This window comes from Rhodococcus sp. HNM0563 (assembly GCF_012726195.1).
Taxonomy (GTDB): domain Bacteria; phylum Actinomycetota; class Actinomycetes; order Mycobacteriales; family Mycobacteriaceae; genus Rhodococcus.
On record NZ_JAASAF010000009.1, the window covers coordinates 225,148 to 237,955 of the forward strand.

13 protein-coding genes are annotated in these 12,808 nt (G+C 66.0%); 9 read left to right on the forward strand and 4 right to left on the reverse strand.

The annotated features are described in order from the left end of the window. The first annotated feature begins 52 nt into the window (after positions 1-52). Entirely contained in the window at positions 53-766 is a 714-nt protein-coding gene (locus HCA61_RS20670) for an LppP/LprE family lipoprotein (RefSeq protein WP_240959895.1), read from the forward strand. A gap of 18 nt (positions 767-784) precedes the next feature. Here the strand turns inward: HCA61_RS20670 and HCA61_RS20675 are convergent, their stop codons facing one another. After that, positions 785-2,023 carry an ROK family transcriptional regulator gene (locus HCA61_RS20675; protein ID WP_206040403.1) on the reverse strand — a complete coding sequence of 413 codons (1,239 nt, stop codon included), beginning with the start codon at positions 2,021-2,023 and terminating at the stop codon, positions 785-787. A 390-nt stretch (positions 2,024-2,413) separates the two neighbouring features. Here HCA61_RS20675 and HCA61_RS20680 point away from each other — a divergent pair, with 390 nt between their 5' ends. After that, entirely contained in the window at positions 2,414-4,414 is a 2,001-nt protein-coding gene (locus tag HCA61_RS20680; protein WP_169690066.1) for an APC family permease, read from the forward strand. Between the two features lie 4 nt (positions 4,415-4,418). On the opposite strand, the gene HCA61_RS20685 is transcribed toward HCA61_RS20680, so the two are convergent. Next, positions 4,419-5,066, reverse strand: coding sequence for a TetR/AcrR family transcriptional regulator (locus HCA61_RS20685; RefSeq protein WP_169690067.1), 648 nt, complete (start codon positions 5,064-5,066; stop codon positions 4,419-4,421). 110 nt (positions 5,067-5,176) lie between these two features. On the opposite strand from HCA61_RS20685, the gene HCA61_RS20690 reads away from it, so the two are divergent. Further along, on the forward strand, positions 5,177-5,926 hold the full coding sequence (locus HCA61_RS20690; protein ID WP_169690068.1) for an SDR family oxidoreductase: 750 nt from the start codon (positions 5,177-5,179) through the stop codon (positions 5,924-5,926). Between the two features lie 31 nt (positions 5,927-5,957). Next, positions 5,958-6,992, forward strand: a complete 1,035-nt coding sequence (locus tag HCA61_RS20695) for a DUF2804 domain-containing protein (protein WP_169690069.1) — start codon at positions 5,958-5,960, stop codon at positions 6,990-6,992. Between the two features lie 2 nt (positions 6,993-6,994). Here HCA61_RS20695 and HCA61_RS20700 read toward each other — a convergent pair whose 3' ends face one another. Continuing rightward, positions 6,995-8,089, reverse strand: coding sequence for a UDP-N-acetylmuramate dehydrogenase (locus tag HCA61_RS20700; protein ID WP_169690070.1), 1,095 nt, complete (start codon positions 8,087-8,089; stop codon positions 6,995-6,997). 23 nt (positions 8,090-8,112) lie between these two features. Between HCA61_RS20700 and HCA61_RS20705 the strand changes: the two genes are divergently transcribed. The 3 genes from HCA61_RS20705 (at position 8,113) to HCA61_RS20715 (ending at position 9,998) form a co-directional block, all read left to right on the forward strand. Next, positions 8,113-8,622 carry a DUF2505 domain-containing protein gene (locus HCA61_RS20705; RefSeq protein ID WP_169690071.1) on the forward strand — a complete coding sequence of 170 codons (510 nt, stop codon included), beginning with the start codon at positions 8,113-8,115 and terminating at the stop codon, positions 8,620-8,622. A 76-nt stretch (positions 8,623-8,698) separates the two neighbouring features. Then, positions 8,699-9,199 (forward strand): DUF2505 domain-containing protein, encoded by a 501-nt coding sequence (locus tag HCA61_RS20710; RefSeq protein ID WP_169690072.1) that lies wholly within the window; start codon positions 8,699-8,701, stop codon positions 9,197-9,199. A gap of 19 nt (positions 9,200-9,218) precedes the next feature. Beyond that, complete coding sequence (locus HCA61_RS20715) at positions 9,219-9,998, forward strand: class I SAM-dependent methyltransferase (RefSeq protein WP_169690133.1); 780 nt, start codon at positions 9,219-9,221, stop codon at positions 9,996-9,998. Positions 9,999-10,011: 13 nt separating this feature from the next. On the opposite strand, the gene HCA61_RS20720 is transcribed toward HCA61_RS20715, so the two are convergent. Next, positions 10,012-10,629 (reverse strand): type IV toxin-antitoxin system AbiEi family antitoxin, encoded by a 618-nt coding sequence (locus HCA61_RS20720; RefSeq protein ID WP_169690073.1) that lies wholly within the window; start codon positions 10,627-10,629, stop codon positions 10,012-10,014. Positions 10,630-10,732: 103 nt separating this feature from the next. Here HCA61_RS20720 and HCA61_RS20725 point away from each other — a divergent pair, with 103 nt between their 5' ends. Both HCA61_RS20725 and HCA61_RS20730 read left to right on the forward strand, forming a co-directional pair. Further along, a complete protein-coding gene (locus HCA61_RS20725) occupies positions 10,733-11,482 on the forward strand; it encodes a DUF2993 domain-containing protein (protein WP_169690074.1) in 750 nt (249 codons plus the stop codon). Positions 11,483-11,602: 120 nt separating this feature from the next. Further along, positions 11,603-12,682, forward strand: coding sequence for a phosphotransferase (locus tag HCA61_RS20730; protein ID WP_169690075.1), 1,080 nt, complete (start codon positions 11,603-11,605; stop codon positions 12,680-12,682). The last annotated feature ends 126 nt before the right edge of the window (positions 12,683-12,808 follow it).

Below are 12,808 nucleotides of genomic sequence, written 5' to 3' on the forward strand. Positions count from 1 at the left end.
CGACGACGATCTCCATGAACCCAGGCACCGTGTCGCGAAGAAAGGTGCGATGTTGACGAACCGCCGAATCGGAGCATCGATCGCTCTCATTGCCGCCGCAGCCCTGCTCACCGCATGCGGTGGCAGCGACACCACGACCCTCACAACGACGACTACAACACCGATCACGACTCCGGCCGACGCCGATGGCCTGCAGAAACCCGAGCCGGCCGAGCAAACGACGACCCCCGGAGCGACGGAATTCATCCCGGCGCCCGCACCTGCCGAGGGCACCGCCCGGCCTCAGGCCACACCCACACCCGACGACACCCCCGTCGCTTCACCGGTTCCGGAAGACCACACCGGCCCGTGCCTGGATCCCTCCTCGTCGGTGGCCTCCGACGCTCTCGCCTCACTCGGAAACACCACGCCGAACGGCGACCCTTGGGTCGCGGGAGCCTCCACCGATGCGGCCGGAGAATGCCCGCAGCTGCTGTGGATGATGGCCGAAACACCCGGTGGAACAGCCAGTTCCCCTTCGCAGGTGCTGTTCTTCCACGACGGCGCCTACCTCGGTACCGCTACCTCGGACTTCTACGCCTACACCCGCGTGGTGGGCGCGAACGATTCGACGGTGTCGGTACAGTACCGGTGGCTCGCTCCGCAAGACGCGAATTGCTGTCCATCGGGTGGCCCGGCGGTGATCGACTTCACCTGGGACGGGATGCAAGTGGTGATGGAGCAGCCCTTGCCACAGGAGATGCTCGACTCCTACGGTCCGCGGTGACCGACCCGGTTCCGATCCTCATGCCGCGACCGCTCGCATGACACCGAGCGGGTCGGAGTACAGCGAACTGAGCGACACCGCACCAGCGGCGTAGGCCTGCACCCTGTTGCCGAACCCGGTGATGTGAACATTTTTGCGCGGAAACGATGATGCACGCTCGAGCGCTCTCACCACATACGTGATTCCCTCGGGATACTCCGTGAAGGCCTGCCCGCCGAGAACAACGCGATCGGGGTTGAACAGGTCGCGCAGGAGCGCCACGGTCCGTCCGAGTGTGGATGCACGGTCGGCGAGGATGACGCGTGCCGCCTCCGACCCTGCTCGCGCCACTTCGTACAGTGCCCGGATCGACCGGTCGCCGGGTGTGAGCACTCCGTCGCTGTGGGCGCGCTCCAGCACTGCCCGATCACTGATCGTTGCTTCGAGGCATCCGGTGGCACCGCAGGTGCACCGCGCCGACGAACCGGTAGGCAAGTGCGAGATCGACCCTGGCCCGGTCGCCGGCGTATGAACCTTGCCGTCGAATGTGATGGCGACACCCGCTGTTTCGCGTGCATAGATGTACAGGTGGGCACCTGCCGTGCCGCCGGAAGCCTTGTTCGGGGTCAGCAGCAGTTCCGCGGCGGCCATCGCTTCGACGTGGGCCGCCACCGACACCGGCAGGTGCAGACCACTGCTCACCGCCTCGCCGACGCGGGCCTGTGACCAGCCGAGGCGCGGATGATCGACGAGGCCGGTTGCGGAGTCGACGCGACCGCCGATCGCGACACCCGCCCACAGTGCGGTGCGGCGGTGCCATCGGGAGACGAAGGCCTTGGCGCTTGCCGTGATCGAGGCGAGTGCGAGGCTCTGCTCTCCGCTCGGCGTGGGGATCTCGACAGCACTGATGATCCGGCCACGCAGGTCGGTGGCGACGATCCCGGTGACGACTGCGCCGATGTGGATTCCGACGGTGAGGAATCGGTCGTGCTCGACCTCCACCGGAACCCTCGGACGACCGACCGCACCGGATTCGGTGAGGTCGGCGCGTTCACGCAGCAGACCGGCCGCGAGTAGAGCGCTCACCTGCCGGTTCACTGTGGCAATGCTCAGGCCGGTGGCCTTGGCGATCACGTCGCGGGATACGGGACCGCGATCGGCCGCGACACGGAACACCGACCCTGCGGCGCCGTCGGCGATGCGCAGATCCGGGACGACGATCCGTGCGCGCGTGGCGGCCGGGGCGAGCGAGAGTCGGGAGAAATCCGGACGAGACAGGGTGGGAGCTGACACGTGTGTTCCTTGGAAAGTCGGTCCCGGGCACCTCGACGCGAGCGTGGCGCTCGAACGTGAATGATCTGACCCGGATGTGGCACGATTCGGACATCGACGCGCCTGACCTCGACGTGCACAGCGCACGCAACCGAAGGATCCCGGCTCGGAGCCCGGAATCGGCGCGGATCTACCTACCGCAGGGGCGACAACAGAGTTCGCGCGCCAGGGGAAGCCGGGAGCCCAGAGCGGCGGTCACGTACGTGACACGCAGGACGGAAACTCGACCGGACGACATGCAGGGAAGGTTATGTCACGGTTCGGATTGTCCACAAGCCGAAGGGAAATAGGTCTGTGGCGGGCACCGCCGATGCCGGGAAGGACTATGCTTTGCTGGTGTCTCGTGCACCGTCTGCGGTGAAATCGCTGCTGCTCGGCAAACCGTTCCGCAGCGACGCGCTGGACCATATGTTGCTCACGAAACGCATCGCACTTCCCGTGTTCGCGTCCGACGCGTTGTCGTCGGTTGCGTATGCACCCGAAGAAATTTTTCTCGTACTGTCCGTTGCCGGCCTGTCCGCCTACGCGTTCGCCCCGTGGATCGGAGTCCTCGTCGCCGTCGTTCTCGCGGTGGTGGTCGCGAGCTACCGGCAGAACGTCCACGCGTATCCGTCCGGGGGCGGGGACTACGAAGTGGCGACGAAGAACCTCGGTGCCACTGCGGGCTTGACCGTCGGCAGTGCCCTGCTCGTCGACTATGTGCTCACCGTGGCCGTGTCGATCTCCGCTGCAGCATCGAACGTCGGATCGGCGGTGCCGTTCGTGGCACACCACAAGGTGTTGTTCGCCGTCGGCGCCGTCGTGATCCTCACCGCCGTCAATCTCCGCGGGCTGCGGGAGGCGGGGATCGCGTTCGCCGCACCGACATACGCATTCATGATCTCGATCATCGTGATGCTCGGCTGGGGGCTGACACAGATCTACGTCCTCGGCCACGATCTTCGTGCCGAATCGTCGTCTTTCGAACTCGTCGCCGAACACTCCCCCGCGACGGCGCTCGCCTTCACGTTCTTGATCGCACGGGCGTTCTCGTCGGGATGTGCGGCACTGACCGGCGTCGAGGCGATCAGCAACGGGGTGCCTGCCTTCCGGAAACCGAAATCCCGCAACGCCGCGACAACGCTTCTCATGCTGGGCGGGCTCGCGATCACCCTGCTCCTGGGGATCATCGTGCTCGCCGAGAGGATCGGAGCGGTGATCGCCGAGGATCCTGCCACCCAGTTGCTGGGCGCTCCGGAGAACTACCATCAGAAGACGCTGATCGTGCAGATGGCGGAGACCGTCTTCTCCGGCTTCCCGCCCGCTTACTATCTGGTCACCGCGTTGACCGCCTTGATCCTGGTGCTTGCGGCAAACACCGCGTTCAACGGCTTCCCGGTGCTCGGCGCGATTCTGGCGCAGGACCGCTACATGCCGCACCAGCTCCACACCCGCGGCGATCGGCTCGCGCTGAGCAACGGCATCCTCTTCCTCGCAGCCTCGGCGTGCGTGTTCATCGTGGTCTTCCACGCCGAGGTCACCCACCTGATCCAGCTCTACATCGTCGGGGTGTTCGTCTCGTTCACATTGAGCCAGACCGGAATGGTCAAGCACTGGACACGGCAGCTTTCGACAGAAACCGACTCCCGTGTGAGCGCGCGAATACGACGATCACGCGTGGTGAACCGGGTGGGTGCGGCACTGACCGCCTCCGTCCTCGTGATCGTGCTGATCACGAAGTTCCTCGCAGGCGCCTGGATCGCTATCGTGGCGATGGCGGTAGTTTTCGCCACGATGAAGGCGATCCGTCGCCACTATGACAGCGTCGCAAAGGAACTCGGTCCGGTCGAGTGGGACGACGTCCTGCCGAGCCGGACGTATTCGATCGTCCTCGTCTCGAGCCTCCACGCACCCACCCTCCGCGCTCTGGCCTATGCGCGCGCGACCCGGCCGGACACCCTCGAAGCCGTCACGGTCGACGTCGACACCGACGACACCAGGGCACTGGTGCGCGCATGGGATCGCAGTGATGTCACCGTCCCGCTGAAAGTGATCGACTCCCCCTATCGGGAGATCACCCGCCCCGTTCTCGACTACGTGCGGCGCATCAGGCGGTCGTCACCGCGTGATGTCGTGACAGTGTTCATCCCCGAGTACGTCGTCGGGCATTGGTGGGAGCAGATCCTGCACAACCAGAGCGCGCTGCGCCTGAAGAGCAGGCTGTTGTTTCAGCGCGGTGTGATGGTGACGAGCGTGCCGTGGCAATTGCGCTCCTCCGCACACATGAGAGAGCACGACGCGCGACCCGTTCCCGGCGCGATGCGCCGCGGAACAGGCACCGGCGACCGTCTCGGATGAGCGCTCAGCGCACCTCGCGGGCCGCCTGTGTTTCCTCGGACAAAGGCGCCACGAGCACGGCCTCCCATGCGTCGACCAAGGCCGACAGCTCGGCGTACGTGGGAGGCCTGCCCACGGCGTCGCACCGCGACAGGGCTCGAACGATGCTTTCGTAGACGAGATCGAGACGCTGCTCGACCACATCGGCCGGCAGGTGCCCGGCCGATGCTCTCAACGTGTTGTCGGCGAGGTAGCCGTTCGATGTCGCCATCGCCGCGGCCACGTGCTCCGCGAGCCGCCCTTCGTCGAGCAGCCGGTAGAGCATCGCAACATAGTGATTGTTGCGACCGAGCGTGTTCGCGAGCGGTTCTGCAACCGCCCACAGGGCGTCACGGGTGGACAGTGTGTGCCTGCTCTGAAGGAATCGGCGAACGAGCGCGCCACGTTCAGCGTCGACCGCGGGGAACCGGTGGTCGGCCACCGCGTCGAGCAATCCGTCCTTCGTACCGAAGTAGTAACCGATGACCGACGAATTGTGCTGGCCCGCAGCCCTCCGTATGTCGGCGAGAGTGACCCCGTCGTATCCGCGCCGCGCAAACAGCTTCTCCGCGGTTTCGATCAGACGGATGCGAGTCCGCTCTCCCGAGCTGTAGCGCCCGCGACTCGTCGTCATAACAGACGACGTTAGTGCCGGTGACGACGATCCGCAGGGCAACCACGCTGCTCGGAGCTATCGGAGAATCGGCCGGGCACGCCTGCACCGCCCGCACTACGATTCGACCTATGACCATTAGTGCCGAGTCCCGCATTGCCGTCGTCACCGGAGCTTCCTCCGGCATCGGAGAAGCCGCCGCGCGCACTCTCGCGGCGCAGGGTTATCACGTGGTGGTCGGCGCGCGACGCCTCGATCGTCTGCAGAAGCTGGCCGACGAGATCGGAGGCACGGCCCTCGAGCTGGACGTCACGGACGAGGACTCCGTCGAAGCATTCACGACGGTACTGCCGCGTGTGGACGTGCTGGTCAACAACGCCGGTGGCGCGAAGGGCCTCGCCACGGTCCTCGACGCCGTCGAGGACGACTGGCGATGGATGTGGGAAACCAATGTCATCGGCACCCTGCGCATCACCAAGGCTCTGCTTCCCAAGCTCATCGATTCGGGTGACGGACTGATCGTCACGATCACGTCGGTCGCCGCGTTCGAGGCGTACGACAACGGCTCCGGATACACCACGGCCAAGCATGCGCAGGCGGTCCTGCATCGCACGCTGCGCGGGGAACTGCTCGGCCGGCCCGTCCGCCTGACAGAGATCGCGCCCGGTGCCGTCGAGACGGAGTTCTCGCTGGTTCGCTTCGAGGGCGATCAGGAGCGCGCCGACAAGGTGTACGAGGGCATCACGCCGCTCGTCGCGGAGGACATCGCGGAGATCATCGGGTTCGTCGCGTCGCGGCCGTCGCATGTGAACCTCGATCAGATCATCGTCAGGCCCCGAGATCAGGCAAGTGCGGGACGGTTCAACCGCACCACCGACTGACGGTCGTCTCGCGGCAGTAGTCTCGCGAGGTATGCAGCAACAACGCCTGTCGCCCGGTCCCCTGCTCGACGAGAACGGCATCCTCGCAGAAGCAGGCTGGGCCACGAGCGAAGTCCGTGCGTACGAGCGACGACGTGTCGCAGCCTCGAAGCTGCGGATCAAGGAATGGGACTACTACTGCGTCCTGTCCGATGGTGACGCGGGCCCATACGGCATCGCGCTGACCGTCGCCGACAACGGATACGTCGGTCTGCTCGGTATCAGCTGGCTCGATCTGGCGGGCCGCACGGAGGTGACCGAGAACAAGCTCGTCCCGTTTCCCCTCGGACGCATGGGTATGCCGGGCAGCGCCGATACCGGAGACGTCGTGATCCACCGCGGCGCGATGCGGATCGAGTACCGGAACGAGGGGCAGGCGCGGCGCCTGATCGTCGATCATCCGGGCTTCGACGGTGGCCGCGGTCTGTCCGGTGAGCTGCTGCTGTCACAGCCCCCGATGGACCGGATGGCGATCGCCACCCCGTTCCCGCGCGCACCGAAGGCGTTCTACTACAACCAGAAGATCAATTGTCTGCCTGCGTGGGGCTCGATCAGGGTCGACCACGTGACCCACGAGTTCGACGCTACGAGCGCATTCGGGGTTTTCGACTGGGGTCGTGGGGTGTGGACCTACGACAACACCTGGTATTGGGGTTCGGCATCCGGGGTGGTCGATGCCGCGCCGTTCGGCTTCAACATCGGCTACGGCTTCGGCGACACCACAGCGGCGTCCGAGAACATGGTGTTCCACGACGGAGTCGCCCACAAGCTCGACCGCGTGCATTTCCATCGCCCCGCCGACACCTACGACGGCGCACCGTGGCGGTTCACGAGCAGCGACAACCGCTTCGAGATGGAATTCGATCCCATCCTCGACCGCGCCGCAGACGTCAACGCCGTCGCCATCCGCTCGACACAGCACCAGGTGTTCGGCCGCTACACCGGATTCGTACTACTCGACGACGGCACCCGCATCGAGGTCGAGAACCTCCTCGGCTTCGCCGAAGAGGTCCGCAACCGCTGGTGAGGTCAGAGCACGCAGTTGACGGTCACGGGTTCGGGGTGCAGCCGCACGCCGAACACATCCTCGACACCGTCGCGCACCTCGCGGGCGAGGGCCACGAGATCCGCGGTGGTCGCCGATCCTCGATTGGTCAACGCCAGCGTGTGCTTCGTCGACAAGCGCGCGGCCGCCTCGCTCCCCGGGAAGCCCTTGACGAACCCGGCACGTTCGATGAGCCACCCCGCCGACAGTTTCGTTCCCCCCACCGCGTCGTACCGCGGAATTCGGACGTCCGTGCCGACGTGCTCGGTGATTGCCGCGAGCACCCCCGGCAACCGGTCGTCGGGGACGATCGGATTGGTGAAGAACGAACCTGCGCTCCAGGTGTCGTGGTCGTCGGGATCGAGCACCATGCCCTTGCCTCGACGCAGCGCGAGCACCTGGTCACGTACCTGTGCGGCGGGAAGTCGGTCCCCTTCGCCGGCGCCGAGCGACGCCGCCAGTTCGCGGTAACCGAGCGGAGCGCTGGATCCGTCGGAGCGCACCGCGAGTTCGACTTCGAGGACGAGCGCCTCATCGGAATGTTTGAGGATGCTCGTGCGGTATCCGAGCCCGAGAGCCTCCGGACCGACCCACTCGGCGTCGCCGCTGCACCGGTCCAGGAGTCGCACGCGCCGCAGCACGGACCCGACCTCGACGCCGTACGCCCCGACGTTCTGCACGGGGGTCGCGCCGGCGGAGCCCGGGATGCCGGACAAGCATTCGAGGCCGCCGAGTCCGGCCGCGACGGTGCATGCCACGACTTCGTCCCATACCGCTCCCGCCTCGGCGCGGACCGTTCCGCTCCCGAGGTCGACACGTGGGTTCGAGATCTTGACGACCACGCCGTCGAATCCGCCGTCACCGATCACCAGATTCGACCCGCCCGCGAGAACGAGGACCGGGATCTTCTCTGCGTCGAGACAACGCATCACGTCGATCAACGTGTCGGTCGACGTGCAGTCGACGAGGTAGCGGGCGGGCCCGCCGAGCCGCAGTGTCGTCAGCGTCGACAATGGCACGGATTCGGTGACTGCAGCTCCCGCGTCGACGAGCCGGGCCCTGGTACGTGGATCAAGCACCTGCAAACGGTAGCGTGCCGGACATGGGCAGCCCTATCGACCACTCGACGCACTACTCGTTTCCGCCTGCAGCCGTGCATGCGGCATTCGTCGACCCGAAGTACTGGGACAGCCGCCTCGCGGAGGCCGGCGGTCCTGGCGCGGCTGTCGAGAACGCAACGACCGGTGACGGCACGATCGAACTCGACCTCCATCAGGCCATCCCCGCGGAACATCTCCCCGCGGTGGTGACGAACATCCGTCCGGGCGATCTCGTCATCCGACGCCATGAAGCGTGGGGCCGTCTCGAGGGTGATCGGGCGCAGGGCCGATTCTCCGCCGGTGTCGAGGGGATGCCCGGCAAGGTCGAGGGAACCCTCACGCTCATGCCCGACGATGACGGGTCCATAGTCCTGATCGAGGGAACCGTCGAGGTGAAGATCCCGTTCCTCGGGTCCAAGATCGAGGGCATGATCGTCGACGAACTGGTCGGATTGTTCGAGGCAGAGAAAGCCTTCACCGCCGACTGGCTCGGTCGCGCGCAGTCGTCCTGACCGAGGGCTCGATCGACCGGCCTGCGGCCCGCGGACGATTTTCCGGACCGCGCGCAGGCCGGTACGCTGGCCTGCCGTGGCACGCCATAGCGACTACTCTGCCCGCTTTCCGTATTCCCCGGAGCGGGTCTATTCGGCGCTGTCCGACCCCGATCATTGGGAAGCCCGCATGTCGGAGATGCGGAAGTACTCGGAGAACCACGTGGAGGAGTTCACCGTCACCGACAGCGGTATCGACCTCGTCCTACACCACGTGATACCCCGGTCGGAACTGCCGGAGATCGCGCAGACGGTCATCAAGAAGGACATGATCATCACCCGCTCGGAGTCGTACGGCCCGTTCGCTGGCACGGCCACAGGTCGCTACGAGGCGTCGATCCCTGCGGGCCCGGGAAGCCTCTCCGGCACCATGACGCTGTTCGAGAGCGCGCCCGGGTGCACGCTGCGGACCTCGTCGACCGCGAAGGTCGACCTGCCGTTCATCGGCGGCAAACTCGAAGAGATGATCCTGCACAATCTCGTCGAAGTGTTCCGCACCGAGGCGGCGATCACCGCCGACTGGCTCGCACGGCAGTAGGACGGTGCGGTCACGGAACATAGCGGTCGGACGGTCCCCTGAAGGCGTCGTCACCCGCGGTACCACGGGGATCAATCGCTTGCGGCGCAGCGATCGCTGGACGGTGCACGAGCCCGCTACGACACGCATGCTGACGCAGACTCCGAACCCACTGGCCGTCGACCTCGGCTACGGAGCGATGCCGGTGACCACGCTCGAATGGGCTGCGCGTCTGCGCACGGTACGTTCCGACCTGCGCGTGGTCGGCCTCGAAATCGATCCCGAACGTGTCGTTCCGGGACGGAACGGGGTGGAGTTCGCTCGCGGTGGCTTCGAACTTGCGGGCCTGCGGCCGACGCTGGTCCGTGCATTCAACGTTCTTCGCCAGTATCCGGAAGAGGCGGTGGCCCCGGCGTGGGAGCGACTGCGCGCGGGACTGGCACCGGGCGGGTTGATCATCGACGGGACATGCGACGAGTTGGGTCGCCGCTGCGCGTGGGTGCTGCTCGACGAGCACGGCCCACGGACCCTGACCCTGGCGTGGAGCCCGTTCCACATCGACTGTCCGTCGGACCTCGCAGAGCGACTCCCCAAAGCGCTGATCCACCACAATGTGCCGGGTGAGCCGATCCATGAACTGCTCACGGCGGCGGACCGCGCGTGGGCGACCTCCGCACCGCACTCGGCGTTCGGTCCCCGCCTTCGGTGGCGCGCGACGTTGGATCTGCTCCGAAATCAGGGATTCGAGGTGCAGGAGCAGCGACGCCGAGTGCGCGACTGCATTCTCACCGTGCCGTGGAGCACGGTGGCGCCGCACTGAACCGAGATACCGGTCAGTCCGCCGAGAGCAACGCCAGCTCGATGCGATCGGCGACGGCGGTCGGCTGGCCGGCAACGGCAGCATGCAGATCATCTGCGTCTGCCCGGCCGAGAGTGATCGCGTCTCCGACCAGTTCGTCGAGAACTTCCTGCGACACACCACCGGCGGCGAGATCCACGGCGGTGCGGGCGGGCGTGGTGACCCGGAAACACCCCACCAGTTCGACGTCGGCAGCCGCGAGTTCGCGATGGTGCAAGGCCAGTCGATTGCTCGGCACCGTTCGCTGGTCAACCGTCGACAGGTGCAGGAATCGGGGCTGCAGGTGTCCCATTCCGTGGAGATCTGCAGCGCTCTGATGCGAGACCACTGCGGCGCCCTCGTACCAGGCGCACCATTGCGCGAACTCGTCGAACTTGGTCGGCGTGCTGTCGCCGAGGCGGAAAAGTTCGCCCTCCACCCGCAGCCACTGCCCGGAATCGACCCGCGCGGAGAACTGTTCTGTCATGATGCCGTGCCCCACGGCTTGGCGGGCGGTGAAGAAGCCGGCCTGCGTCACCGCGAGGCGCCGAAGCAGCTCATCTGCATCCGCCCGCCCGGATGCGCCGTACTCTGAATCCGTCCACCCAGTCATGGCGCCCACAGTACCCAACGAATGTGTCGAAGCTCACATTATTCACACAGTTGGTACGTGTGTGCTCATGGGAATTTCAGGCTCGTCGGGAACAATCGGCCCCATGACGCAACCGAAGCGCAGCCGCCTCGCCTTGATCGCCGTCATCGTCATCGCCGCGCTTGTCGCGGTCCTGGTGGGCGCCGAGGTCTACGTGCGCAATCGCGCAACGACATGCCTCGCCCAATCCTTCGAGAGCGAACTCGGCACCGGTGTCGACGTCGACCTGAGCTGGAAACCGGTACTCCTGCAACTACTCGATCGCCAGGTGCCGTCGGTGAGATTCGACAGCGACGACACCGCGTTCGGCCCCGCGCAGCAGATGCAGGTGCACGCCGAGGTTCAGGACGTCGATCTGCGCGATTCCGCCGAGGGCGCAGGGACGATCGGCAGCTCCCGCGCCGAGATCGACTGGCCCACGAGCGGGATTCTCGCGACGGTGCAGAGCCAGTCGGTGGGCGCACTCGTCACCGACGTCACCGCCGACGAGTCGGCGGGCACGTTGACCTTCACGGTCGGCGGGCAGGGGCTCGCCGAGTTCACCGCGCGGCCGGTGGTCAGCAATGGAACGGTCGCGGTGGAGACCACCGATGCGTCGCTCTTCGGGATCGGCCTGCCGACGGCACTCGTCGACGGCGTGGTCGAGATCCTCACTTCCGGGCTGCAGCAGTACCCGTTGGGCATGCAGGCCACCGAGGTGAACGTCTCCGATTCCGGCGTGCAGCTGGCGCTCGAGGGCGGGCACTTCGTGATGCCGGAGGCGCCGGAGGGTCAGCAGCCCGAGCAGCAGGGAAGCTGCGGCCTGCTCGCCTGACCCCCCCTGGAGCAGGGTTTTCAAAAAAGAGTGTGACTCTCGCCATAAGAAGTACTACATTCTTGCCATGGCGAAATCACATTCTACTTTTTCCAGGCTGTTTGGACCGAGGTGCGCCTCATGACCGTCGCGGTTCCGGACACCCTCGATGAGGCACTGTCGCCCCAATGGCTCACATCGGCACTCCAGCCCCGATTCCCGGGCATCGAGGTCACATCGGCAACTCTCGGACCGATAGTCGACCGGGTCTCCACCAACGCCCGTTTCACCATCGAGTGCACAGGCGGGATACCCGAGGGCCTGTCCCCCGACCTCTGCGTCAAGGGCTATTTCAACGAGGAAGGGCGAACGACCCGCGCCGCCGGCGAACCGGAGGCCTGCTTCTACCGCGACCTCCGCGACCACATCGGAGCGCGCACCCTGCGAAGCCACTACGCGGACTTCGATCCGGACACCCGCCATGGCGTCGTGATCACCGAGGACATCATCAGCCAGAACAGCATCTTCCTCGATGCCGCCAGCAGCTACACCGCCGACCAGGTGGCGGAAAGCCTCGGAGAGTTCGCCAAATTGCACGCCGCCACGTGGGGCAAGCCGAAATGGGGACACCAGCAGTGGCTGGCACCGCGACTCACCGGTGCGATCCGAGCAATGGGCACCGAGGAGATCACCGCGCGGATCGACCGGAACTTCCACGGACCGAACGGCATACGGGTTCCCGACGAGCTGAAGGATGCACCCCGACTACTCTCCGCCTACCTGGGCCTGGTCGACGCCCTCGCATCCGAATACGAGACCTCCGACTGGTGCGTGATCCACGGGGACGCACACGTCGGCAACATCTACCTCGACGGGCAGAGTCGTCCGAGCCTCGTCGACTGGCAGCTCGTCCAACGCGGCATGTGGTACATGGACGTCGGCACCCACATCGCGACCGCCTTGCCCCCGGAGGAACGACGCCGCACCGAGGACGACCTTCTCGCACACTATCTCGATTGCCTTGCCGCCCAAGGTATCGAGCCGCCATCGTTCGACTCCGGCCGACGCGCACTTCGACGAGGAATGGTGCGCGGCCTCTACCTCTGGGGCATCACCGTCAAGGTGGAGCCCCGACTGATCGAGATCCTGCTGCACCGCCTGAGCACCGCAGTTGCCGACCACGACGCCCTCTCGCCCGAGTTGTTCTCGACCCCCTGCTGACATTCCGGTCCGGTATTGAATCCGGACGCGAATCATGGCAGGCTGGACGAGAATCACGTTCTACCTCGACATGCATCTATTGCGCACCAGCGGCAACAGCCCCCTCTACGCCGCGCGCTGATATCG